Raw genomic sequence first — 25,828 nt, 5'->3', positions numbered from 1 at the left:
CATTAATGATTGTCTGTATTTATGACTAAGGAGCAATTTATTGAAAGTTATATAATTGCCATTTTTAAAAGCCGATGCAGCCAGGGAAATGACCAATGAGTGGCATGGTTTACCTGCATTCAGCGCTTTTCCTGTAATTTGGGCTCAATAATCTAAACTATGGAAGTTTTAATGCTATCCTCATTAATAGGAAAGGAAGTGCTCGAAATAAGATATCATTACAAGTATGAAAATGAGTGGGGGCTATCAAATTATAAGTCTTTTATCAGGCTAACAGGAAATATTATTATCGATATACCAATGTTCGATGATGTTGAATTTCGGAAGGAGACCCCGGAAAATTTGTCGTATTACCGGAAAAAATTTGATAGCGGAAAACCGGTATCAGACGAAGCCAAAACAAAAGTGGAAGGGCAAACCATTGCTGATTTTTTCTTTTGTTATGACAACAATGGAGATTTTCACGATCTGGGCTCGGGCTATATTCTATTGTCAAATGGTTATTACCTGGTAGAAAGGACCCATGCTCCTCCCGGAATTGCAGCGGGTTTATGGATCCTGGATGAAAAAGAGTTTAATGAACGTAACAGGCGATTTGATATTGATGTTCGTTCGTTTTTGAACCCAGGGTAAGCGCCTGGATGCTGTTAGTTACAAACTGTGCTTTTTATACACTGATTGACTGGAAATATTTAATGCTATGATGATGAAAAAGATTAATAGAATAAAGCATCCTTACCGATTGGTTTTAACATGCATCATTGTGCTGCTTGTTGCAGAAGGAAGGGCACAATCTTCTGCTGATTTCCCGTTGGTCCCGTTCCCCGCTTCCCTTACCTCCGGGAAAGGTGAATTCATTATTACACCCGGCACGGGTATCGTTTATGACACAAAGGACGGGTTTGAACAGGCGTTGGCCGAAATGTCACGCCTCATTCCATCTGGTACATCATTACCGAAACCATCAACTAAAGTGATCGAGCTGCAGAAAGATGCCGCCATTACTTCACCCGAGGGATATCATATTGCAATCACTGAGCAGCGGGTACTTCTCTCGGCCCGCACCCCCGCCGGTATGTTCCGTGCCGTGGAAACCATCAGGCAGTTGCTGCCACTATCTGTTGAAAAGAGGTCAGGTGGCGCCCAAAGCCTGCGATTGCCCGCCCTCACCATCACCGACGAACCAGCCTACGCCTGGCGTGGCATTCACCTCGATGTGGCCCGTCACTTTTTTAGTATTTCCTATCTCGAAAAGCTCATCGATCGCATGGCCCTGTACAAGCTCAACAAGCTGCATCTTCACCTCACCGATGACCAGGGCTGGCGCATCGAGATCAAAAAATATCCAGAGCTCACCGCCCAGGGTGCCTGGCGCACGTTCGATAGAAATGATTCGGCCTGTATGCACCAGCAGAAAGACAATCTTGATATGGCCATCGATCCCAAACATCTTGTGCAACGCAACGGCAAAACCCTGTACGGCGGTTTTTATACGCAGCAGCAAATGAAAGCCCTGGTGAAATATGCCGCCGACCGCTACATCGACATCATTCCCGAAGTTGATATGCCCGGTCACATGATGGCTGCCATTCATTCCTTTCCCGATCTGTCGTGCGAAGGCGGCAGCAAATGGGGCGAATTGTTTTCTACCCCCATTTGTCCCTGCAAGGAAAGTACCTTTGAATTTGCCCAGAACATCTTTACCGAGATCATGGATATTTTTCCTTCCGAATACATTCATCTCGGCGCCGACGAAGTAGACCGTAAAACCTGGGCGCAAAGCCCCTTGTGCAAAACGTTGATGGAAAAAGAAGGGTTGAAAAGCACGGCTGAACTGCAAAGCTATTTTGTAAAACGAATGGAAAAGTTCTTTCAGTCGAAAGGCCGGAAGCTGATCGGTTGGGATGAAATACTGGAAGGTGGCATTAGTTCAACAGCCAACGTCATGTACTGGCGCAGCTGGGTGCCAGATGCCCCGGTTATGGCTGCCCGTAATGGCAACCGGGTGATCATGAGCCCGGGTAACCCTTTGTATTTCGATAACCCACCCGATGCCCATTCGCTGGAGAACATTTACCAGTTTAAAGTGGTGCCCGAAAAATTAACGCCTGATGAGGCTAACTCTATTATTGGCGCCCAGGCTAACTTGTGGACGGAACGCGTTCCTTCTGAGAACCGCGCCGATTATTTATATTTTCCCCGCCTGCTTGCCCTGGCCGAAAGAACCTGGAGCAAAAACCTTGATTATGCTTCTTTTCAACAACGCCTGCCGGCGCAATTCAACAGGCTCGAAGCTTTACAGGTACATTACCGCCTGCCCGACCTGACTGGTTTTGTAGAGCACAACGTATTTACCGACTCGGCTGTACTTGATATTAAAAAGCCATTGCCCAGTCTCACCCTTCGTTATACAACCAATGGCAGCCTGCCGGTGGCCACTTCACCGGTGTTGAGCAAACCGCTGGTCATAAAACAACCGGTCACCATTAAACTGGCCGCATTTACCACAAAAGGATTGCGTGGCGATATTTACACCCTCAACTATCAAAAAGAAGTGTACCAGCAACCGGTGGCCCTTACGCAACCGGCCCCGGGCCTGCAATGCAAATACTATAAAAAATATTTGCTGAACACCCTCGGCATGCAAACGCTGCAACCCGACAGCCAGTTTATTGCACCCAATGCAATAGTGCCGGCGGCGGTTTCGGCGCCTTCCTTCGGTTTGCAATACAGCGGTTATATTGATATTCCCGAAACAGGCATTTACAGTTTTTACCTGTTGTGCGATGATGGCGGTACTTTAACCATTGGCAATAAGGAAGTGGTAAATAACGATGGGCAACATGCGCCGCAGGAGAAATCAGGACAGGTTGCGTTGAAAAAAGGATTGCATCTTTTCTACCTTAATTTTATTGAGGGCGGTGGCGGCTTTACTTTACAATTGAAATACAGTAAAGGCAATGGGGCGGTGATACCGGTCCCCGACAGCTTTTTCAAACATTAAAATAAAAGGTGGGCCATCCTAACAGGGACGACCCACCTTTTATTTTCCTAATATCTAAACTAAATGCTGAAACTCTTTACTGCTCCAGTTTAATTTCGCCGATATCCGTTGACTGGCCATCTGTCACTGTGACACCATCTTTCGCGGCATTCTTATAAGGAGGCTTTGCTTCAATAATTACGCGATAGGTGCCGGGTTTGGCATCGGTAATTTCGAATGTTCCTTTATTGATTTCGGCTTTTAAGGTGTCAGTACTCGATAAGGCCCATGCTCTAACTGCAGCGTCAGCCGGATTCACTGTTCCCTTTACGGAACCGTTTTTTACAGCGTTAAAAGCAAATAATCCGGCGGCCGCAAATGCTATAGCTGCCATGCTCATCTTGGCATTTTTCATAACTCAAACAAATTATAGGTTAAACAAAATAGTTACACACATCATTTATCATCGCTCATCAGGCCTATAACTCGATGGTTATATTAAGGGTAGAATTGATATTGATCAACTAAGATAGTGTATGGTTGACAAGGACTATGCCAGAACAAGGCTGTAGTTATAAGAAATTATTTTAACATTTTTTAGGGTGGGGGTGGCATATATTATTTTTTCTGATGCCTGTAGAATTTCTTCAACAGGCGTTATGCAGGCTGGCAGCCCGTAATTAACAAATGGCTTATTTTTATCCATGGCAACTATTTGGGCATTCACCGACAAAACTTGGGCACACATCTATTTTTCAGTATGAAAACCAACATTTTTTAAGGATATTACGTAGGTATTACGTATGAATCAACCAATATGATGAGAAAAAATTTACAATGTCTTGTAGCCTGTGTTGTAAGTGTGTTGGGAAGTATGGTTGCCGTAAAGGCCCAGGACAGATGCGGATCGATGCCTGTGTTGGAGAATAACTTTAAACGGAATCCAACCCTGAGATCGCAATACGAATTGCAGAATCAGAACATCCGGATTGCTGCCCTGCAAAGAAAAGCCCTGAGCCAACAGCTCAGGATCGAAGGTACAACCTATTATATTCCCATTGTTTTCCATATCGTGTTAACCAATCCGAACCTGGTTACCGATGCCATGGTACAGGCCCAGGTTGACCAGCTGAACAGGGACTATGGGGGGGTGAACCCAGATTCAACCCTTATTCCGTCATGGTTCAAACCCTTATTTGCCAAAACAAGTATCCAGTTTAAACTGGCGCAGCGCACGCCCGATGATAATCCGTCAACGGGTATTGAACGTATTACTACCTCCAAAAGTTCGTTTGCTATTACCGATCCCAGCGTAAAGTACACCTCATCAGGTGGCGCCAATGCCTGGGACCATACCAAATACTTTAACGTATGGATCACCGATCTGTCGCAAGGGTATCTGGGTTATGCTACCTTCCCAAACAGCGGTCCGGCCGCCGAAGATGGAGTGGTCATCAAATACACCTCATTACCGGGTGGCACTGCGCCTTATAATAAAGGCCGCACCCTGGTGCATGAATCAGGCCATTTCTTTTCCCTGATCCATATCTGGGGCGATGAAAACGGCTGTTCGGGAACCGATGAAATTGATGATACCCCCAACCAGGGTACCTATACCTCCGGCTGCCCCACTTCCAGCGGGGGACCACGCACAGATGCCTGTACTACAACGTCGCCGGGCATCATGTATGAAAACTATATGGATTATACCGACGATGCCTGTATGGTCATGTTCACCCTCGATCAAAAGGCCCGCATGGAGAGTGCTTTAAATGTGTACCGCGCTTCGTTGATTACTTCCAATGGCGCCGATCCTGTTGTATCCTTTAACCTCGATGCAGCTGCCAAAAGCATCAATACACCGTTGCAACGCATTTGCAGCGCCACCTTCCAGCCGGTTATAACCTTGCGGAACCGCGGCGCACAAACATTGACAGCGGTTACCATTAAGGCAAGTATTGATAATGGTACTGCCATCACCACCAATTGGACAGGCTCGCTGGCTTCATTGACTGAAACCAATGTAACATTGAATAGCATGACCGTTACAGTCGAAGGAATCCATGTGCTGAATGTGGATATTTCATCGGCCAATGGTACTACCGATGATAATACCAGCAACGATGCCATCAACATTACATTCCTGTATTATCTGCCATACTCACCGCCAATTACCGAAAGCTTTGAAAGCACTACCTACCCGCCAATTGCCTGGGATATAGTAAATCCTGACCTGGGAGTTACCTGGGAAAGAACGGCTACAGCGGCAAAGACCGGTAACGCATCGGTTGTACTGCGCAATTATGATTATTCAGCCAATGGTCAAAAAGATTACCTGCGGTTACCGTTGATGAATATCACCAATGCCGATTCGGCATTCATGACCTTCCAGGTTGCAGCGGCGGTAGTTACCGATCCTAAAACAAGTGCTGCGTTCGATACGCTCGATGTATTGGTAAGCAAGGATTGCGGAGCTACATTTACCAGTTTGTACCACAAGGGTGGGGCCGACCTCATTACACGCAGCGCTGCCACCGTTACCTCCTTTACGCCTGCTTCTACTGAATGGCGTAAAGATTCGGTGAACCTGACGCCGTACATTGGCGCCGGTCAAATACTGGTGGCATTTATGAACACCAATCAACACGAGAACAATATTTATCTCGACGATATTAATGTATACAGCGTAAGCATAAATACCAACCTGAAGGCAAAAGGATTTATGATAACGCCTAACCCCACAAATGGTAAAATTGCAGTGCAGTTCTACCCCAATGCGGGTTATGTAAAAGGGATCAACATCTTTAGCAGCACAGGAGAAAGGGTTGCTTCGCGCATTATAAACGCGGCCGGCAGCAGCTATTATGGGTTCGACCTCTCCGCCTATGCCAGCGGCGTATATGTGGTGCAGGTAGTGCTGGGCGATAAGGTGATTACGCAGAAAGTGATTAAGCGGTAGTTACCAGTTGCCAGTTACCAGTTTCCAGGTCTCGAATTGCGAGCATTCTGCCTGTAATCGGGTTCTCCGAATTTTTGCCTGGTAACCGGAACCCGGTAACTGGTAACTGCAACATTCACCTTATAACTTAGTAGCAGTAAGGCTTCCATTTTCTATCGATGCCGCATGTGTAATACATTCCGGCAGGTCCTTACTATAATGGCTTACATACAGCAGCGTGGTATTAAACGTTTCACACAACTGGTCAATAAGCAGTTTAAAATAGCTGATCTGTTCTTCATCCAGGCCCTGACAGGGTTCATCGAGAATAAGCAGGGGCGGATTTTTCACCAGCGCCCGGGCCAGCAGCACCATACGTTGTTGTCCCAGCGACAATTGAAAAAGCGGCCGGCGTTGCAGGGCCTGTAACTGCAACAGTTCTATCCAGGCCTGTACCTGTTCCTGTTGCTGGGTTGATATTTGCCTGAACAAGCCGATTGTATCGAACAACCCCGAGGCAATCACATCAAAACACGATGTGCCGCGGTCGAAGTACAGGTGCAGTTCGGGCGAAACAAAACCTATGCGGCGTTTGATGTCCCAAATGCTTTCGCCGCTGCCCCGCCGCTGATCGAACAGGTACAGTTCATTGGCATAGGCCTGCGGGTTATCGGCCGTTACCAGGCTCAGCAGGGTGCTTTTGCCAGCCCCATTGGGCCCCGAAATGCTCCAGCATTCGCCTTTTTTTACTTCCCAGTTTATGTTGTTCAGAATTACTTTTTCACCGTATTGAATGGTCACGTTCACCATTTTTACTGCTGTGGTAAAATGGTTGTTATTCCCCGATGCTTTTAGCTGGCTGATGATGCCGGCAGGCAGGGCATTGGTTGGAACCGGAGCAGCTGCGCGGATCTCCTCTTTTTTGCCGACCTTCACGAGGCTGCCGTTTTCGAGCAGGGCCACATGGGTAATGCAATTGGGTAATTCCTGTGGCGGGGTAATGAGGATGATGGCAATACCGCTGGCAACAATGGAATCGAGGATGCGGTGCAGGGTTTGGCGGCCTTCCACATCGAGCCCAACAAAGGGATTATCCATAATGAGCACGGCCGGGTCAAGGAACAGGGCTTTGGCCAGTTGCAGGCGTTTATTTTCCCCGTTCGAGAGCTGTATCAGGGGTTCGTCCAGTACATGGGTCAGGTGCAGTTGCTCTACCCAATTGCTGTTTGGCGCGGCGGCCATCAGCGGCGCCAGCTCTTCCTGCACGGTGATGGTGTCTTCAGAATCGGATGAATTATAAATAATAGGTAAAGTAGAGATATCCCGGTGATATCCCACCTATATCCCGCAAATGTTCTGCAGATAAGCTACCTCTTATAAGAGCCGGAATATCTCTGGAAAAATTCCTGTTTATTTATAAACCAAAACTGTAATCTCCTGACCTTGTGCTAATTATTAATGAAACTTTGTACGCTTTTGCCCTTGACAACTGTAATTGAATCCTTATATTTTGAACCTTGCGCCCGCTGAAATTGAACGGTGAGCCTGGCCGGGGGTGGGGAGCCCTGCGTTTCCTGTAAACTTTGAACTGGGAACTGAAAACTCTAAACTAAGAATTGTGAACCGGGAACCGTGAATTTTGAACCGTGAAATACTCGTCTTTTTAAATTTTCCACATAACGTTAATAACTCTCTAAAAAATCGGTTGCCGTCATTTGGCTATATTTGCCCGTTCAGGCGTTTTTGGTGTACGTTTTGCACACAGGGTGCGGCTGCCCTCAAATTTCCGGCTTATTTTAGTGTAATGGATTGTAAATGAATTGTATAGCTGACTCCTGGGCGGGGCAAATGTGCCGAATAGTGAACTGAACGTACAAGTAAGTGATCCCGGCTAAAGTACGGGGACAGGCACAAAAGGCCGTGATAGTAGTACTTTAGCTGGCAATATTATAGAAAAATGACATTTGAGTTGTAAAACTCAGCAAGACTCAAAACTCAGAACATAGAAGAATCCGTATAAACATGGCAAAGACAGAAAAAAACGACTTGTTTGATTATACCGAAGACTCGATACGATCGCTCGATTGGCGCGAGCACATTCGCCTGCGTCCGGGTATGTATATCGGTAAGCTGGGCGATGGTTCCAGTCCCGACGACGGTATTTACGTGTTGATCAAGGAAGTGATCGATAACTGTATCGACGAGTATACCATGGGTCATGGTAAGCAGGTAGACATTACCATAAACGAAAAATCAGTAACCGTACGCGACTACGGCCGTGGTATTCCGTTGGGTAAGGTGGTTGAAGTGGTGAGCAAGATCAATACCGGCGCCAAATACGACAGCAAGGCATTCCAGAAAAGCGTGGGATTGAACGGGGTAGGAACCAAAGCGGTGAACGCCCTGAGCACCTATTTTAAAGTGACCGCCTTTCGCGAAGGCAAGGAAAAAACGGCCGAGTTCGAACGCGGCGTGCTTACCAAAGAGCACAAAGAGAATAAAACAGCAGAAAGTAACGGTACCCTCGTTACCTTCATTCCTGACGATACGGTATTCAAGAACTTCCACTATATTCATGAGTACCTCGACAGCCAGCTGTGGAACTACTGTTACCTCAATGCCGGCCTGGTCATGAACTTCAATGGCAAGAAGTACGTTAGTAAGAACGGCCTGCTCGATCTGTTACAGCGCAAAACAAACGAAGATGAGCTGCGCTATCCCATCATTCACCTCAAGGGCGAGGATATTGAAGTGGCCCTCACACACGAAAACCAGTATGGTGAAGAATACTACTCATTCGTAAACGGACAGTATACTACACAGGGCGGTACCCACCTGGCGGCTTTCCGCGAGGGCGTGGTGAAAACCCTGCGCGATTTCTATAAAAAAGATTATGATGCGGCCGACATTCGCGCCAGTATATGCGCAGCGGTATCGGTACGCGTACAGGAACCGGTGTTTGAATCGCAAACAAAAACCAAGCTGGGTTCGCAGGTAGTGTATGAAGGCGGCCCCTCCATGCGCAACTTCGTAGGCGATTTCCTTAGCAAAGAGCTGGATAATTACCTGCACCGGAACCCCACGGTAGCCGATTCATTAAAGAAACGGATTGAACAAAGCGAGCGCGAACGCAAGGAACTGGCCGGTATTAAAAAGCTGGCTAACGAACGGGCCAAAAAAGCAAACCTGCACAACCGCAAATTGCGCGATTGCCGCTATCACCATAATGATGAGCCAACAGGCCGCGATAAGGATGCTATCCTGGAGAAAGGCAAGGAAAGCACCATCTTCATTACCGAGGGTGATTCTGCGAGCGGTTCCATTACCAAATCGCGCAACGTGGAAACCCAGGCGGTATTCAGCTTGCGTGGTAAACCGTTGAACTGTTTTTCGCTCACCAAAAAAGTGGTGTATGAAAATGAAGAGTTCAACCTGCTGCAACACGCGTTGAATATTGAAGAAGGTTACGAAGGCCTGCGCTATAACAACATCGTTATCGCTACCGATGCCGATGTGGATGGCATGCACATTCGTTTGTTGATGATGACCTTCTTTTTACAGTTCTTCCCCGACCTGGTAAAGAACGGTCACGTATATATTCTGGAAACGCCGTTGTTCCGCGTACGCGATAAAAAGCAAACTTTCTATTGCTACGATGAAGCAGAAAAACAGGCGGCCATTAAAAAGCTGGGCGGTAAACCCGAGATCACCCGTTTTAAAGGATTGGGTGAAATTTCGCCCGAAGAGTTTGCCCGCTTCATTGGACCCGAAATGCGCAAGCAGCCGGTTATCATTGAACAGGGTGAACACGTTCAGCAATTGCTGGAATATTACATGGGTAAGAACACCCAGGAGCGCCAGGAGTTTATCATCGATAACCTGCGCGTAGAGCTTGACCTGGTTGATGAACAGGAAGAGCCTGCGAAATAAGGAATGAACACACTTGTAACAGATAACAAATGATCCATATTGTTTTTAACGAAGCCGATGTAGATGTTTTAAAAAAGGCCATTGAGCTCGATGAAACATTACAGGGCGATGTGATCCTGATAAAAGACGATTATGCGGTTGGTCCTATAAAAGAAATATACACCAACGAAGGCATTGAGGCCCGTAAACAATGGTGGCGCGAGGTGCTGGCCGGTAGCGAAAATGAAGGCAAGGTAGAAACCGCAGAGGTGGATGATATGGCCACCGTGGTTGATTTAATAGTACGCCTGGCGCGTACCGCCGATGAGCTCGTGTACATTTGGGCTGCCCAAAATAAACATGATGTAAGCGGATATTACTGGCTCATGAGCCAGCTAAAGGATTTTCAGGGAAGGCTGTACATTCTTTATTTGAACAACCTGCCCTTCATCAACGAAAAAGGATTGATCTTTTATCCCGAATGGTTGAGCCAGATACCACCCCGGGAATTCTTAAAGGCCAAAAAGCTGGCCCGTCCCATTACGCTGAGTGAATTTGAAGTGGACCCCGATGAATGGACGCGCCTGCAGAACGAAGACAAAGGCGTTCGCCTGCTGGAAGGTGGAAAAAAGCTGGGACAAAAGGATTATGATTTTTATGATGATGAGCTGAAGAAATACATTACCAGCGACTGGCAAAAAGCCAGTAAGATCATTAATAATTTCCTGAACAAGAGTAAACAAACTACCGGCGATGCGTACATCTTATGGCGTTTGAAGGGATTGATGGCCAGTGGTGGTTACGATGTGCAGGGCGAGTTGAAGGGACCAAAAGATTTTGAAGTAAAGGCCAAATCGGCCCAGGCCGCCACCGTAACCGAAGAGGCGCCGCAATAAGAAATACTATGAAAAGAACAATTGCACTGGAAGAGATGGCGATGTTTGGGTTAAGTATTTTCCTTTTTGGTAAATTGAGTTTTGCGTGGTGGTGGTACGCTTTGTTGATATTAACACCCGATTTGAGCATGTTGGGGTATCTGGCAAATACACGCACCGGCGCTATCGTGTACAATTTTTTTCATCACAAAGCGGTAGCGATCGTAGTTTATATTGCCGGGTTTTATTTGAATAATGAGGTGGTGCAATTGACCGGGGTTATTTTATTTGGTCATTCCTGTATGGATAGAATGTTGGGTTATGGATTGAAATATCCTGACAGTTTTCAAAATACCCACCTGGGATTGATCGGCAACCAAAAACAAAAAACAAGAAACGAGAAACTATAAGATGGCAAAAAGCAAAGAAAATAGTTTTTTACAGCAACACAACGATACAGGTGTTACCGGCCAGTATAAAACCTGGTTCCTCGATTATGCTTCTTATGTGATCCTTGAAAGAGCGGTACCAGCTGTTGAAGACGGTTTAAAACCCGTGCAACGCCGTATCCTCTACGCCATGAAGGAAATGGATGATGGCCGTTTTAACAAAGTGGCCAACATCATTGGGCAAAGTATGCAATACCACCCGCATGGCGACGCCAGTATTGGCGATGCCCTGGTGAACATGGGGCAAAAAGACCTGCTCATTGAAACACAGGGTAACTGGGGCGATGTACGTACGGGCGACGAAGCGGCCGCCCCACGTTATATTGAAGCCCGGCTGAGCCGTTTTGCGCTGGATGTAGCTTTCAATGCCAAAACCACCGAATGGGCTGTGAGCTATGATGGCCGTAAGAACGAGCCGGTGACGCTGCCCATGAAATTCCCGTTACTGCTGGCGCATGGCGCTGAAGGTATTGCAGTAGGATTGGCCACCAAAATATTACCACACAACTTCTGTGAGATCATAGAAGCTGCTATAAAATACCTGCGGGGTAAAAAGTTCGAATTGTATCCCGACTTCCAGACCGCCGGGATGATCGATGTTACCAATTACAATGAAGGTAAACGCGGCGGTAAAGTGCGGGTACGCGCACGTATTGAAGAGGTTGACAAAAAAACACTGGCCATTCGCGACGTGCCTTATGGCGTTACCACTACAGCCCTCATGGACTCCATTGTAAAAGCCAACGAGCAGGGTAAGATCAAGATCAAAAAAGTAACCGATAATACCGCGGCCGATGTAGAAGTGTTGATTGACCTGGCGCCTGGTATTTCGCCCGATATCACCATCGATGCACTGTATGCGTTCACCGATTGCGAAGTAAGCATTTCACCCAATGCCTGCGTGATCGTTGATAAAAAGCCCACCTTCATCAGCATACATGAGTTGTTGCGCATTTCCGCTGAAAAAACGAAGGAACTGCTGAAACGCGAGCTGGAGATCAAACTGGCCGAACTGCAGGAAAAATGGCATTACACCTCGCTCGAAAAGATCTTCTTCGAAGAAAAGATCTATAAAGAGCTGGAAAAACGGTATGCTACCTGGGAGAAAGTGCTGGAAGCCATTGGCGAAGCCTTCAAACCATACCGAAAACAATTGCGCCGCGATATTACCCGCGAAGATATTGTGAAGCTCACCGAAAAACCGGTGCGCCGTATTTACAAGCTGGATATTGAAGAGCTTGATAACCAGATCAAGGGGCTTGATAAAGAGATCAAACAGGTAAAACATGATCTGAATAACCTGGTTGATTTTGCCGTTGCTTATTACGAAAATTTATTGCAGAAATACGGAAAAGGTCGCGAGCGTAAAACCGAGATCAAACTGTTTGAAGCCATTCAGGCCAAATCGGTGGCCATCGCCAACACCAAACTGTATGTGAACCGGGCCGACGGCTTTATTGGCAGCGGCCTCAAGAAGGATGAGTTTGTGGTTGATTGTTCTTCGCTCGACGATATCATTGCATTTACCCGTTCGGGTAAAATGAAGATCGTAAAAGTATCTGAAAAGGCTTTCATAGGTAAAGACATCATACACGTTGCCGTTTTCCAGAAGAACGATGAACGTACCACCTACAATATGATGTATGTGGATGCAAAAACCGGCATTACCTACGCTAAACGCTTTAATGTAACCGGTATTACCCGTGATAAAGAGTACGATCTTACCAATAAAGGCGCCGAGAAAGCCAAGGTGCATTACTTCAGCGCCAACCCCAATGGGGAAGCGGAAGTAGTAAAGGTTAGCTTAGACCCCAACAGCACGGCCCGAAAAAAGGAGTTTGATTTCTATTTTGAAGAGCTGGAGATCAAAGCCCGCCAAAGTTTGGGTAACCAGGTAACCAAGTTCAGGGTTAAATCGGTTAAATTCAAAGAAGCCGGTAAATCGACCCTCGGCGGTGTAAAGCTATGGTTCGATGATCAGTTCGGCCGGTTGAACACTGAATCGAAAGGGGAGTACCTCGGTAGTTTTCAGCCCGACGACAAGATACTGGTAGTGTACAACGACGGCAATTACATGATCACCGACCAGGAATTAACGCAAAAGTTTGATATTGAAAAAGTGATCGAAATTGAAAAGTTTGATCCTGAAAAGATCCTGACTGCTATTTACCTGGATAACGATAAACAACAGTTCAACGCAAAACGGTTCAAGATAGAGACCACTACCTTGCGCAGTAAGTTCATGATGATAAAAGAGGGTGATGGCAATTACCTGGAAGCGGTGACCACGCATCCCGAACCAATCATTCAAATTAAGGCAGGCCGTGGTGCCCAGGCCCGCACCTCGAAGATCAAGATCGCCGACATGGTAGAAGTAATGGGTTGGAAAGCGGTTGGAACCAAGCTGGCCGATTTCAGCAAGAGCACTGAATTTGAATGGGTAATGAAAGAACAGAAAGAAGACCCGGAACAGCCGGAATTGTTCTAGAACTGATATAAACAACAAGGCCCCGATGATCGATCATCGGGGCCTTGTTGTTTCTGATAAAATATAGTGTGATCGCTAATGTCGCGATATTCGTTTTTTGATTCGCACCGTCGCATTCTGCGTGTAGCTGCTGCTCAGGAACACCTCAAACCTCGATATTCCGTCGGTGACTACCATCAACGCCGTATTGGGCGGAATACGGCCCAGGTTTTCTGCAAACAGGCTCACTTCATTCACGTCTTTACTGTTATCGAGCGTTAAATAGATGTTGATGGCGCGGGCTGTAAGCTCCTGGTGGGTGAGCACCGGTTTACCGTTCAGGAAAACGGTTACGGTATCGCCGTCTATTTCGCCGTTATCGTACAGGCTAACCCGCACCGAGTCGCTGCCGATCTCCAGGTCTTTGGTATAAATGATCGTTCTGCGTGAGAATTGCGCTACCAGGTTCCGTTCATTGTAATTGATAGCGCTATCGGTAATTATTTTCGGACCAATATTCGTTGGAGCGGGGCTGCTGTTCACGACAGGCTGGCTGGCCTTAACCACCACATCTTCCCGTTGCGGCATCCAGAACCTTTTGCCAACGATGCTGCCGCTGAGCATACTGTCGAGGTTTTTGGTGGCTACGTCCATGGTAAAGCTTACCCGCATTTCGGGACAGGTATATTTGTATTTATCGATGGTATAGAATGAACCGTTCATGGAGCTTTTCACCTGGCTTACCCGTAATGTGCCTTCAAAATCCATCAGGCATTCGGCCCCGGTTTGGGTACTTCTCGACTGGTAGAACAGCATGGGTAAATTCTTAATGCTTACGGCCCTGGTTTCCTTATTGTAGGTGCCGCGAACAAAAAAGCTCTGGTAGGCATCTTTAAAGTAATAGCCAAAAACGCCTTCTATTTCGCCGCCTCTTTGTTTTAAGACCAATTCGGTAAGATAGTTATTGTAAACGCCCTGTACTACAACGTCGGCCTTGCCATACCAGGAACCCGATATAGATTGGGAGAAAACAAACCTTCCGGTTATTAAAAAAGAGAGAACTAAAATAATGCGTAGCATATGTTAATTTAAGTAGAAAAATCAAGCCATGCAATAAATTGCAAAATTCCTAAATACGAGTTGATCCCGTTAAACTTACAACTGGTGCAGTTGAGTACTTAACGATTTTCTGTACGGCCTATGGCTTGTTCCTGGGTGGGTGTTTTTCAAACGGATATTTACCGGGAGGATACAGATTAAGGGTGTTCTACCTGCCCGCCCGTAGCTTTAGCGAAGGCGGGAAAAACAAGCATTCTGGTGCTTATGCCCGCCCGAACGTACCGTGCGGTACGGGCCGGCACAAAAATATATCGCAGTTTTCATATCTCAGAGTAATTGCATAGCTCTGTGGAAAATAAATTTTTATGCTGGATAAGAGGCGTGGTAAACTGGTAAAAATCAGTACGCAGTTCGTAATTATACGGTTTCATTTCTGATTTAGCGATTTTGAGATTTCTTCGGGTTTAGCATAATAAGTAAATCTCAAAATCCCGAAATTCAGAAATCGGGCAATATCATTACTTCAGGTACCGTTTCAGCTCCCGGTCAGTATCCCTTTGTTTTATTGTTTCGCGTTTGTCGTATTGCTTCTTACCTTTTCCCAAACCGATCTCCATTTTCACAAATCCCCGCTCATTAAAGAAAATGCGCAAGGGAATAATGGAATATCCTTTTTCTTTGATCTTGGCTTCCAGTTTTTGCAATTCCCTCTTTTTAAGCAGCAATTTTCGTTCCCGCACCGGGTCGTGGTTATTCACTGTACCATGGGAATATTCTGCAATATGGAGGCTTTTGATCCAGAGTTCGCCCTTGTTAAAAAAGCAATAGCTGTCGTTGAAGCTGGCGCGTCCGTCGCGCAGGGATTTTACTTCGGTTCCGGTCAATACCATGCCCGCATCGTATTTATCATCGATGAAATAATCGTGGTAAGCCGAGCGGTTCTTGATATCAGCCATGATTGTAATTTCTGATTTAGGGATTTAGAGATTTTGCGATTTGCCGGGAATTATTATTCCAAAATCTCTAAATCTCGAAATCTCTAAATCAGCAATGAGTATATTAGTTTTTAAACAAAGACAATACGGTAGCCAGCTTTTCTTTCAGCTCCTTTCGCGGAACAATGAAATCGAGAAATCCATGTTCGAGCAGGAATTCGCTGCGCTGAAAACCTTCGGGCAGGTCTTTTTTGATGGTTTCCTTAATTACACGCGGACCGGCAAAACCGATGAGGGCGCCTGGTTCGGCAATGTTCAGATCGCCAAGCATACCAAACGACGCCGAAATACCACCGAATGATGGATCGGTTTGCAATGAGATATAAGGAATTTTTGCATCTGTTAACTGCGATAATTTGCCGCTTACCTTGGCCAGCTGCATCAGTGAAAAGGCGCTTTCCATCATACGGGCTCCGCCTGATTTACAAATGATCATCAGGGGAATTTTTTCTTCGAGGCACACATCAATGGCACGGGCTATGCGTTCGCCCATTACACTGCCCAGCGAACCGCCGATGAATTCGAAATCCATACAACCCACCATCAGGTTCAGCCCTTTTACCGTGCCTTTCCCAATGCGGATAGAGTCGGTGATATCTGTTTTTGACCAGATCTCATCGAGCCGTTTTCCGTACGACTTCAGATCGGTGAATTTCAGAAAATCTTTCGAGCGTATGTTCTCGAACAATACGTCGTATTTGTTATCGTCAAAAATAATTTCAAAGTATTCGGCGCTGCCAATACGGTGATGGTGCGTGCATTTGGGGCAAACAAATAAATTTTCCCTAAGCTCGGTCATAGTACATATATAACCGCACTCGGGGCATTTGCTCCATAATCCTTCCGGTGTTTCTTTTTTTTCAGCAGTACTGGTAAGGATGCCTTTCTTAATGCGTTTGAACCAGCTTCTTTTGGCCTCTTCACTCTGACCATCTTCGCCTGTTAAGTTGGCTTCAAAATCCTCTTCCTGTTTCATTAAGTAGTTTTAAAGGGGCTAAAGATAGGGATTTTAACAAAAATGAGTCCCAAACTCAATTGATTACACCACAGAACGTACAAAGTAGCTAAGTATTTTATGTGATTTGAAAATCATTATTCTGGTCAATTGGCGGGTTAACTTCCGGGCTTTTGCAGGAAAATTTTAACAGGATGTTGATTTTTAACCTTGCTGCGCTAAATTTGCGCCAAATTTAATGGCGGTTACCCCGTTGAATTTTGGAAGTTCTTTGTTCTACAACCTATCTTATTGATGCAGGTGTACGGTTATACTCCATTCAAAAAAGTATAATTAATACCTGTGCCCTAAACATTTTTTCAGATGAATGTCCCTGGAGAGAAATTTCATTATTGAGAAAGGGCAATGAAATTTTACCAAGGACTGGATCACTGTTTGCTGGCAGGTCAACAGTGTGATCTCTATTTGCGCAATTAATTCATTTTCGCATGAAATGGTCTGAGTTCTTCACGTCTTCGGTAGGTAAAAAGTTCGTAATGGCATTTACCGGATTGTTCCTGATCTCCTTTTTGATCGTACACGTAGGGATCAATGCCTGTATTTTCGCTGACCTGGTCGATGACACCGACAACGGTGAAATGTTTAACAAAGCCGCTCATTTTATGGGATCCTCGTATTTGATCCGTATAATGGAAATCGGCCTCTTCGTTGGCATCATCGCCCACATTGTTCAGGGGTATATGCTGGAATTCCAAAACCGCGCCCGCCGCAAACAGGGCTATGCAGTAAGCATGGGCAGCCAGGGAAGCGCCTGGTACAAAAAATCAATGGGTTTGCTGGGTACCCTGATCTTACTCTTCCTCATCATTCACATTTCCCACTTCTGGGTCCCTTCACGTATAACATATGCTGAAACTTTAAGCGAGGTATCTTACTATAATGGTAAGCCCATGCACGATGTGTTCAGCAAGATGGTAGAGGTATTTAAAAGCCCTACCTGGGGCCTTGTATGGGTAATATTATACATCCTCGGTTGTTTCTCATTGGCATGGCACCTGCTGCATGGTTTCCAAAGTTCTTTCAGAACGCTGGGCGTGCACAATAAAAAATGGGTAGGTGTGGTAAAAGGGCTTGGCGTTGCTTTTTCGATCATTGTGCCACTGATTTTTGCATTGATGCCGGTTAGTATTTATTTTGGTTGGGTCACTAATAACTAGTACTCCACTCATCATCACCTCATTAATGAAATTTAAAACAAGAAACTTAGGATATGCTTAATTCAAAAATACCCGCAGGGCCGTTAGATCTGAAGTGGACTGATTATAAGGGACATTGTAAACTCGTAAACCCCGCCAATAAACGCAAACTGGAAGTGATCATCATAGGAACCGGACTGGCCGGTGCTTCTGCTGCGGCTTCATTGGGCGAACTGGGATATAAAGTAAAAGCATTTTGTTTTCAGGATTCTCCCCGCCGTGCGCACTCCATCGCTGCACAGGGTGGTATCAATGCTGCAAAGAATTATCAAAACGACGGTGACTCAACTTTCCGTTTGTTCTATGATACTATTAAAGGCGGTGACTACCGTGCACGTGAGGCCAACGTACACCGCCTGGCCGAAGTGAGCGCCAGTATTATTGACCAGTGCGTGGCACAGGGTGTTCCCTTTGCCCGTGAATATGGTGGTTTGCTCAGTAACCGTTCATTTGGTGGTACACAGGTACAACGTACATTCTATGCTGCCGGCCAAACCGGTCAGCAATTATTGATAGGCGCTTACCAGGCCCTGGAACGCCAGGTTGCCCTCGGTAATGTGACCCAGTATACCCGTCACGAAATGCTCGACGTGGTGTTGATCAGGGATAAAGACAAGAACGGTAATGAGATCGGTGAACCCAAGTGCCGTGGTATCATTGTGCGCAACCTCATCACCGGTGAACTGGAACGCCACTTCGGACATGCCGTATTGTTATGTTCAGGTGGTTATGGCAACGTATTCTATTTAAGTACGAATGCCATGGGTAGCAACGTAACCGCTGCCTGGAAAGCACACCGCAAAGGCGCCTATTTTGGCAACCCCTGCTATACCCAAATTCACCCCACCTGTATTCCGGTGAGCGGCGACCACCAGTCGAAACTGACGTTGATGTCTGAGTCGCTGCGTAACGACGGCCGCATCTGGGTTCCCCAAAAGCAGAATGACAACCGCAAGCCCAACGAAATTCCTGAAGAAGAAAGAGATTATTATCTCGAAAGAAGATATCGCGCTTTCGGTAACCTGGTACCACGCGACGTGGCCAGCCGGGCTGCCAAAGAGCGTTGCGATGCAGGTTATGGCGTAGGTAGCAGCAAACAGGCCGTTTACCTCGATTTTGCAGCTGCCATTGTGCGGTATGGTAAAATTGAATGCGGCAAGCTGGGTATCAACAACCCTTCAGCTGAAGTGATCCGCAAACATGGTGTTGATGTGGTGAAAGAGAAATACGGTAACTTGTTCGATATGTACGAAAAGATCACCGGCGAAAACCCATACGAAGTGCCCATGCGTATTTACCCCGCTGTGCACTATACCATGGGTGGTTTGTGGGTTGATTATGAACTGATGACCACGGTGCCCGGTTTATACGCCCTGGGTGAAGCCAACTTCAGCGACCACGGCGCCAACCGCCTTGGCGCATCGGCCCTGATGCAGGGTTTGGCCGATGGATACTTTGTAATTCCTTACACTATTGGTAACTACCTGGCCGATGAAATAGCCACCAAAGCTATTTCGTTAGATGATCCTGCTTTCGTGGCAGCAGAAAAAGCAGTAAGCGACCGTATTGAGAAGCTGATGAGCATTAAAGGAACACAATCTGTTGAAAGTTTGCATAAACGCCTCGGCAAGATCATGTGGGAAAAATGCGGCATGGCCCGTAATGAAAAAGGGTTGAAGGAAGCAATTGTAGAAATACAACAACTGAAAAAAGAGTTCTGGAGCGATGTACGCATTCCCGGCGGTATCAATGAAATGAACCCTGAGCTCGACAAGGCCAACCGGGTTGCCGATTTCATTGAGCTGGGCGAGCTGATGTGTAAAGACGCTTTGAACCGCAGCGAAAGTTGCGGTGGCCACTTCCGCGAAGAATCGCAGGATGAAGATGGCGAAGCAAAACGCGATGACGCGCATTTCCAGTACGTAAGCGCCTGGGAATTCAAAGGCGAAAGCGACTGGCAGTTACACAAGGAAGAGTTGAATTTCGAAGTTGCAAAACCAACTCAGCGGAGCTATAAATAATTTTTCTAATCTCAATTAACACGTTATATAATGGAGCACTATACAATGAATCTTACCTTGAAGGTCTGGAGACAAAAGAACAGCAGCGATAAAGGTAAATTTGAGACTTACCAGGTAAGTGATATTTCGTCTGAAATGTCTTTTTTGGAAATGTTCGATGTGCTTAATGAGCGACTGATCAAAGAAGGAAAGGAACCAATTGCGTTTGACCACGATTGCCGCGAAGGTATTTGCGGTATGTGCTCCATGTACATCAACGGCCGCCCGCATGGTCCCTGGCAAGCCAATACAACCTGCCAGCTGCACATGCGTGCTTACAAAGACGGCGATACCATCGTAGTAGAGCCCTGGCGCGCCAATGCGTTCCCGGTTATCAAAGACCTGGTAGTTGACCGCCGGGCATTCGATAATATTGTACAGGCTGGTGGATTTATTTCGGTAAATACCGGTAACGCGGTTGATGCCAACGCCATGCCCATTGAAAAGGATAAAGCAGATGCTGCATTCGCTGCTGCTGCCTGTATTGGTTGCGGCGCCTGCGTGGCCGCCTGTAAGAACAGTTCGGCTATGTTGTTCCTTTCGGCCAAGGTATCGCACCTGGCCCTGCTGCCACAGGGTGAGCCTGAGCGCAAATCACGCGTGTTGAAAATGGTTCAGCAAATGGATAAGGAAGGATTTGGCGCCTGTACCTTCACCGAAGCCTGTGAAGCAGTTTGCCCCAAAGAGATCTCTGTAACAAATATCTCCCGCCTCAACAAGGAATATCTTGTTGCCGGTTTAACGGAAGATAAAGGATAATATAGTTTTTAGTTGATTGCGTTAGTCCCGATGAAACCGGGCGTGATAGGGTTGACAAGTTGATGCGTTTATGACGCAGATACTTATCAACCTTATTTTTTGTATCTTAATTTGAATTTTAACCATTACTACTGATTCAGCTCTTAAAAATAATTTAACCTTATGGCCGGCCTGCAACGGAAAGACCTTAATTTATTGAGCATTTTGTTCCTGGTAACCCTGGTGATCTTTTATCCCATCTTTACAGCCAGCTATCTGTATACTGATGAATCTATTCAGTTGTGGGCATACAGACCGGGTTCTGGTTTCAGAATGTTTATTGATCAGGGACGCCTGGTGACCGAATGGTTGTTCATCTGGCTGTTTGGCGCCGTTAAAACCGTTGCCGGGGTCACTTATATCAGAATATTCTCGCTGGTTGGCTGGCTGGTTTGTTTACCTGTATGGTATGCTGTTTTGAAAAGTTTAATGGCCAAAGACCCGGCTTATCAATACCTGCCTTTTTTTACCTGTTTATATTTGGTTACCAGTTTACCATTTGGTATCTCCATACAGTGGGCTTCCTGTCTTGAGCTATTCCTTGCAGGAACAAGTGGACTGGTAGCTGGTTTTGCATTTTATAAGGCCATCCTTTTTACGGATAATAAATTCCGGATTGCCTGGGTGCCGGCCATTATTGGCATTGCGTTCGGTATAATTTCCTTATTTACCTACCAAACTTCTGCAGGTTGTTTCCTGATCCCTTTCCTGTTTCATTATATAAGCCGTAAGGATGCCAATAAAGACAAGGTAATTGTATTGGGGGTTATCGGTTATTTTTTGATGTATGTTATTTATTTCGGTTTGTATAAGCTGAGTCTGGTGATTGGCAATGTGGGGCACAATGACCGCACAGAAATACACATTGATCTTTTAAATAAGCTCACCTTCTTTTTTTCACATCCGCTTAAAAGAAGTTTCTGGTTCAATGCCAATATTTATGAATTCAGCAGCGTGGGAAGAGCGCTTTACAAGATAATGCTGATAGGCCTGATGGTGTTTGCGTTTGTGCGCTATGGAAGGGAATACTGGAAGGCGGTCAAATACATTGTTGTTATGCTGGGCGTTTTCCTGTTATCATATTTGCCAGGTTTGATCGTGAAAGAAAACTATGCCTCCAACAGAACCATGATGGCACTGGACCTTTGTGTTTGGCTGGTTTGTATTGAAATGCTATTGTACTTCATAAAGAAAAAAATGCTGCTGACAATAGGGGCCATAACGGTGGCCTGTACGCTGGTAATAACAGCCTGGTATAATTTGCGGTACCAGTTTTTACGACCCATTACAGATGAATATGCAGCGTTAAATAAATTTTTCAAAGAACATTATCATCCCGGCGTAAAAACTCTGCATGTTATTAAATCACCTATAGATGCATTTGAAAAAAAGTATAACATTCGCCAGAGTATGGATGAGTATGGCGTTCCATCAACAGCCCCTTACTGGACAATGGACTTTCTGCCCAAACAATTGGTGTTTGAAATGACCGGCAACCGGCAAACCGGAGAGCAACTGGAAATAAAACAATGGGATGACTGGGAAACGTATTCCAAATCAGGTGAAACGAGAACCGATAGTGTTTTGCTGGTAAATATGCCTGAGATCATTAATGCTGCAAAACCCGCTCGTTAGAAACAAATTAGAACAACATTAGATTTCCAAGAAATTCCTGAATAGAGTAGGGGTGGCAACCGTTTGCGCGTTTTATATAAGCAACTATTATTTTTAACCAGAAAGGCAACGGCAGATCGTGTGATCAGTTGCAGGTAGCGTGTACTACATAAGGCTTGCTATATATGCATCGTAAAGATTTTTACTTACTGGGGATTTTGTGGGGAGCAATGCTATTTATCTTTCTTCCGCTTTTTTACAGCGATTATATTTTTATGGATGAGGCATTACAGATCTGGGGATACAAATCGATCCCGGGGTTTTATATGCTTATTGATGAAGGAAGATGGTTGACAGAGGTGCTGGAAGGTTGGTTGTTCAGAATGACTGATAGGGTTCATGACGTTACTTACATCCGATTGGTTTCCCTCTTTGGCTGGCTCGCCTGCTTACCGGTTTGGTATATGGTGATCAAACGGCTGGTCGCCAAAGTATCGGGGTATAAATACCTGCCATTTTTTTCGTGCCTGTACCTGATAACCAGTTTGCCCTTTATCGTATCAGTACAATGGGCAACCTGTATGCAATTCTTTATTGCCGACACTGCCGCTTTGTTATCGGGTGCGCTTGTTTTACAGGGAATACATTTCAAAGCAAATTGGTGGCGTTTTTCGGCCCGGACCGCCCTGCCGGCCCTGTTCCTGGGGGTTGTATCGTTGTTTTTTTACCAGGGGGCATTTGCCTGTTTCCTGCTTCCCTTCCTGCTCAATTTTATCAACCCATTTAAATATAAGAAAGATACAGTGCTGCTAATGGGATTGGCCTTCTACCTGTTTGTATATGCTGTTTACTTCGTTTTGTATAAATTAAGTTTCAGCCTCCTCGATATTCCGCCCGATCCCCGCAATTCATTGTACATACATCCCTGGGAGAAACTGAAGTTTTTTCTGGCCCGCCCGCTCGAAAGAAGTTTCCGGTTCACTTTATTAACCCATGAAGACAGTCCCATTTCCCAGGTATTGTATCCGTTGATGTTGCTGGGTTTTTCGGTGCTGACCTTTATCAGGTTTGGAAAAGCGAAGTGGAGGAATGCGGTAAAATACCTGGCCGGGGTGGGTGGCATTTTCATAATGTCTTATTTACCCGCGCTGTTGATCCAGGAAAGCTTTGCCTCTAACCGAACGTTGATGGCTTTAGACCTGTTTGTGTTCATTGTTTGTCTGGAAATGGTGTTGTTTTTCATAAAGGACCGGCGGTTGCTGCAAATAGCAGGTGTTGCCATGACCCTGTTCTTTGTTGTATGCGCCCGCTACAACTTTCAATATGTATTTCTGCGGCCCGTGCAACAGGAAACCGCCGTACTGAAAAATTATTTCAAACAACATTACCACCCGGGCATTACCACCGTTCATTTTATAAGGCCCTCAGAAGATTTTATGGCCGAAAAATACCGGGTTAACCGGTCAATGGATGAATTCGGGGTATCGTCGAGTTGTTGGGACTGGGTGCCGGAATCGTTGACCAAACAGTTCATTTATGAGGCCACCGGCAACCGGGAGCAGGCTGCAGGGGTGCAGGTAAAGCAGTGGGCCGGCAAAGCCGCTTACCTTAGCTCGGGGGAATCATTGAATAACAATACCTTACTGGTTGATGTGCCGGCTATTCTAAACCAGGTTAAGCCCTGATGTCCTGAGCCGGATCGACGGGGGAAACGTGCCTAAACTAACTTTCTCTTAATTCAAAATTCCCCGTTGTTTGTTGTACCTTTGCCGCTTCAAAATTTTTGCGCACGTATGATAACAGTGAATAATGTGACCCTATCGTTCGGAAAACGGGTATTATTCGATGAGGTAAACCTTTCCTTCAGTAAAGGCAATTGCTACGGTGTAATTGGCGCCAATGGCGCGGGAAAATCTACTTTTTTGAAGATTTTATCGGGTGAAATAGAACCCAATAAGGGTACTGTTGATATAACACCTGGCGAACGTATGGCGGTGTTAAAGCAGAACCATTTTGAATTTGACGAATGCACTGTGTTGAACACGGTGATGATGGGGCATAAAAAGTTATGGGATGTAATGCACGAGCGGGATGCCATTTATGCAAAGGCCGATTTTACCGAAGAAGACGGTATTCGCGCCGGTGAGCTCGAAGGGGAGTTTGGCGAAATGGGTGGTTATACTGCGGAAAGCGACGCCGCCACTCTGCTCAGCGAGTTGGGCGTTAAAGACGATGTACATCCCTTATTGATGAAAGATATCAGCGGTACCATGAAAGTACGGGTGCTGCTGGCACAGGCATTGTTCGGTAACCCCGACATCCTGATCCTCGATGAGCCTACCAACAACCTCGACGTGGTAACCATTTCCTGGTTAGAGAACTTCCTGGCCGAATATGAGAACATCGTGATCGTTGTATCGCACGACCGTCACTTCCTCGATGCCGTGTGTACCCACGTGGCCGATGTTGACCGTCAGAAGATCAAGATCTACACCGGTAACTATACCTTCTGGTACGAAAGTAGCCAGCTGGCTGCCCGCCAGTTGAGCGACAAGAACAAGAAGATGGAAGATAAGCGCAAGGACCTTATGGAGTTTATTGCCCGGTTCAGCGCCAATGCCTCCAAATCGAAACAGGCTACCTCTCGTAAGAAAGCCCTGGAAAAACTGGTTATTGAAGACATTACGCCTTCAAACAGAAAATACCCCGGTATCATTTTCAAACAGCAGCGTGAAGTGGGTAACCAGATATTGAATATCGAAAAATTGTCGAAATCAGTAGAAGGTAAAACGCTTTTCAGCAACGTTAGCTTTACCGTAAATAAAGGTGATAAGATCGCCATTGTAGCCGATGATCAAATGGCCATCACTGCTTTCTTTGAAATTATCAATGGCGAGGCTGCGGCCGATGGCGGTAAATACGAATGGGGTGGAACCGTAACAAAAGCTTATTTGCCGAACGACAACTCGAAATACTTTGCTGAACAGGGTAACCTGAACCTGATGGATTGGTTGCGTCAGTATGTACCACCGCATGTTACCGATGTGGATGAGCCCTTCCTGCGCGGTTTCCTGGGTAAAATGTTGTTCAGCGGCGATGAGATCATGAAAAAAACAGGCGTGCTCAGTGGAGGAGAAAAGGTTCGTTGTATGCTCAGCCGTATGATGTTGCAGGATCCCAATATGGTGATCCTTGATGAACCTACCAACCACCTCGACCTGGAATCTATTCAGTCGTTCAACGAAAGCATGACGAATTTCACCGGTATTGTAATGCTGTCTTCGCATGACCATACCTTTATGCAAACCGTTGCCAACCGTATCATTGAGCTTACACCCAATGGCGCTATCGATAAGCTGATGAGCTTTGATGAATTCATCGAGAAAAAACAAGCCAATAAATTGCAATTGGCATAATCAGGATATTGTTAATATTTATTAAGTGTGGCTCCCCGATGCATCGGGGAGCCA

19 protein-coding genes are annotated in these 25,828 nt (G+C 46.0%); 13 read left to right on the top strand and 6 right to left on the bottom strand.

Annotated features, from left to right (window positions below; genetic code table 11):
- Positions 1–159 precede the first annotated feature (159 nt).
- A complete protein-coding gene (locus tag A3860_RS24100) occupies positions 160–633 on the top strand; it encodes a hypothetical protein (protein WP_081150808.1) in 474 nt (157 codons plus the stop codon).
- Positions 634–763: 130 nt separating this feature from the next.
- Positions 764–3,004, top strand: coding sequence for a family 20 glycosylhydrolase (locus A3860_RS24095; RefSeq protein ID WP_216823499.1), 2,241 nt, complete (start codon positions 764–766; stop codon positions 3,002–3,004).
- A 76-nt stretch (positions 3,005–3,080) separates the two neighbouring features.
- On the opposite strand, the gene A3860_RS24090 is transcribed toward A3860_RS24095, so the two are convergent.
- Together A3860_RS24090 and A3860_RS41230 are read right to left on the bottom strand one after the other, a co-directional pair.
- Positions 3,081–3,398, bottom strand: coding sequence for a peptidase associated/transthyretin-like domain-containing protein (locus tag A3860_RS24090; RefSeq protein WP_081150804.1), 318 nt, complete (start codon positions 3,396–3,398; stop codon positions 3,081–3,083).
- Positions 3,399–3,533: 135 nt separating this feature from the next.
- Positions 3,534–3,689: a hypothetical protein gene (locus A3860_RS41230; RefSeq protein ID WP_158085340.1), complete on the bottom strand. Its 156-nt coding sequence runs from the start codon at positions 3,687–3,689 to the stop codon at positions 3,534–3,536.
- Between the two features lie 111 nt (positions 3,690–3,800).
- Here A3860_RS41230 and A3860_RS24080 point away from each other — a divergent pair, with 111 nt between their 5' ends.
- On the top strand, positions 3,801–5,942 hold the full coding sequence (locus A3860_RS24080; RefSeq protein WP_143774242.1) for a M43 family zinc metalloprotease: 2,142 nt from the start codon (positions 3,801–3,803) through the stop codon (positions 5,940–5,942).
- A 120-nt stretch (positions 5,943–6,062) separates the two neighbouring features.
- Here A3860_RS24080 and A3860_RS24075 read toward each other — a convergent pair whose 3' ends face one another.
- Complete coding sequence (locus A3860_RS24075; protein ID WP_245843608.1) at positions 6,063–7,259, bottom strand: ATP-binding cassette domain-containing protein; 1,197 nt, start codon at positions 7,257–7,259, stop codon at positions 6,063–6,065.
- A gap of 684 nt (positions 7,260–7,943) precedes the next feature.
- Here A3860_RS24075 and A3860_RS24070 point away from each other — a divergent pair.
- The 4 genes from A3860_RS24070 to A3860_RS24055 are packed head-to-tail and all read left to right on the top strand — an operon-like array spanning position 7,944 to position 13,642.
- Positions 7,944–9,851, top strand: coding sequence for a DNA topoisomerase IV subunit B (locus tag A3860_RS24070; RefSeq protein WP_081150800.1), 1,908 nt, complete (start codon positions 7,944–7,946; stop codon positions 9,849–9,851).
- A 29-nt stretch (positions 9,852–9,880) separates the two neighbouring features.
- A complete protein-coding gene (locus tag A3860_RS24065; RefSeq protein WP_081150797.1) occupies positions 9,881–10,726 on the top strand; it encodes a DUF1835 domain-containing protein in 846 nt (281 codons plus the stop codon).
- 8 nt (positions 10,727–10,734) lie between these two features.
- The gene (locus A3860_RS24060; protein ID WP_081150794.1) at positions 10,735–11,115 is read left to right on the top strand and encodes a DUF4260 domain-containing protein; all 381 of its coding nucleotides are present in this window, start codon (positions 10,735–10,737) and stop codon (positions 11,113–11,115) included.
- Position 11,116: 1 nt separating this feature from the next.
- The gene (locus A3860_RS24055) at positions 11,117–13,642 is read left to right on the top strand and encodes a DNA gyrase/topoisomerase IV subunit A (protein ID WP_081150791.1); all 2,526 of its coding nucleotides are present in this window, start codon (positions 11,117–11,119) and stop codon (positions 13,640–13,642) included.
- 75 nt (positions 13,643–13,717) lie between these two features.
- Here A3860_RS24055 and A3860_RS24050 read toward each other — a convergent pair whose 3' ends face one another.
- The 3 genes from A3860_RS24050 to accD all read right to left on the bottom strand — a co-directional run bounded on the left by A3860_RS24050 (position 13,718) and on the right by accD (position 16,651).
- Complete coding sequence (locus A3860_RS24050; protein WP_081150789.1) at positions 13,718–14,701, bottom strand: hypothetical protein; 984 nt, start codon at positions 14,699–14,701, stop codon at positions 13,718–13,720.
- Positions 14,702–15,198: 497 nt separating this feature from the next.
- On the bottom strand, positions 15,199–15,636 hold the full coding sequence (smpB, locus tag A3860_RS24045; protein ID WP_081150787.1) for an SsrA-binding protein SmpB: 438 nt from the start codon (positions 15,634–15,636) through the stop codon (positions 15,199–15,201).
- Positions 15,637–15,739: 103 nt separating this feature from the next.
- Entirely contained in the window at positions 15,740–16,651 is a 912-nt protein-coding gene (accD, locus tag A3860_RS24040) for an acetyl-CoA carboxylase, carboxyltransferase subunit beta (protein WP_081150785.1), read from the bottom strand.
- Between the two features lie 467 nt (positions 16,652–17,118).
- Here accD and A3860_RS24035 point away from each other — a divergent pair, with 467 nt between their 5' ends.
- The 6 genes from A3860_RS24035 to A3860_RS24010 all read left to right on the top strand — a co-directional run bounded on the left by A3860_RS24035 (position 17,119) and on the right by A3860_RS24010 (position 25,774).
- Positions 17,119–17,847: a succinate dehydrogenase cytochrome b subunit gene (locus A3860_RS24035; RefSeq protein WP_081150783.1), complete on the top strand. Its 729-nt coding sequence runs from the start codon at positions 17,119–17,121 to the stop codon at positions 17,845–17,847.
- A gap of 53 nt (positions 17,848–17,900) precedes the next feature.
- Positions 17,901–19,907 (top strand): fumarate reductase/succinate dehydrogenase flavoprotein subunit, encoded by a 2,007-nt coding sequence (locus A3860_RS24030; protein WP_081150781.1) that lies wholly within the window; start codon positions 17,901–17,903, stop codon positions 19,905–19,907.
- Positions 19,908–19,937: 30 nt separating this feature from the next.
- Complete coding sequence (locus tag A3860_RS24025; RefSeq protein ID WP_081150779.1) at positions 19,938–20,705, top strand: succinate dehydrogenase/fumarate reductase iron-sulfur subunit; 768 nt, start codon at positions 19,938–19,940, stop codon at positions 20,703–20,705.
- Between the two features lie 162 nt (positions 20,706–20,867).
- Entirely contained in the window at positions 20,868–22,379 is a 1,512-nt protein-coding gene (locus A3860_RS24020) for a glucosyltransferase domain-containing protein (RefSeq protein ID WP_081150777.1), read from the top strand.
- Positions 22,380–22,633: 254 nt separating this feature from the next.
- Complete coding sequence (locus A3860_RS24015; protein ID WP_143774241.1) at positions 22,634–24,043, top strand: hypothetical protein; 1,410 nt, start codon at positions 22,634–22,636, stop codon at positions 24,041–24,043.
- A gap of 108 nt (positions 24,044–24,151) precedes the next feature.
- Positions 24,152–25,774 carry an ABC-F family ATP-binding cassette domain-containing protein gene (locus tag A3860_RS24010; RefSeq protein WP_081150773.1) on the top strand — a complete coding sequence of 541 codons (1,623 nt, stop codon included), beginning with the start codon at positions 24,152–24,154 and terminating at the stop codon, positions 25,772–25,774.
- Positions 25,775–25,828 lie beyond the last annotated feature (54 nt).

Source organism: Niastella vici (assembly GCF_002077945.1).
GTDB lineage: Bacteria > Bacteroidota > Bacteroidia > Chitinophagales > Chitinophagaceae > Niastella > Niastella vici.
This window is presented reverse-complemented; position numbering and strand designations above follow the sequence as displayed.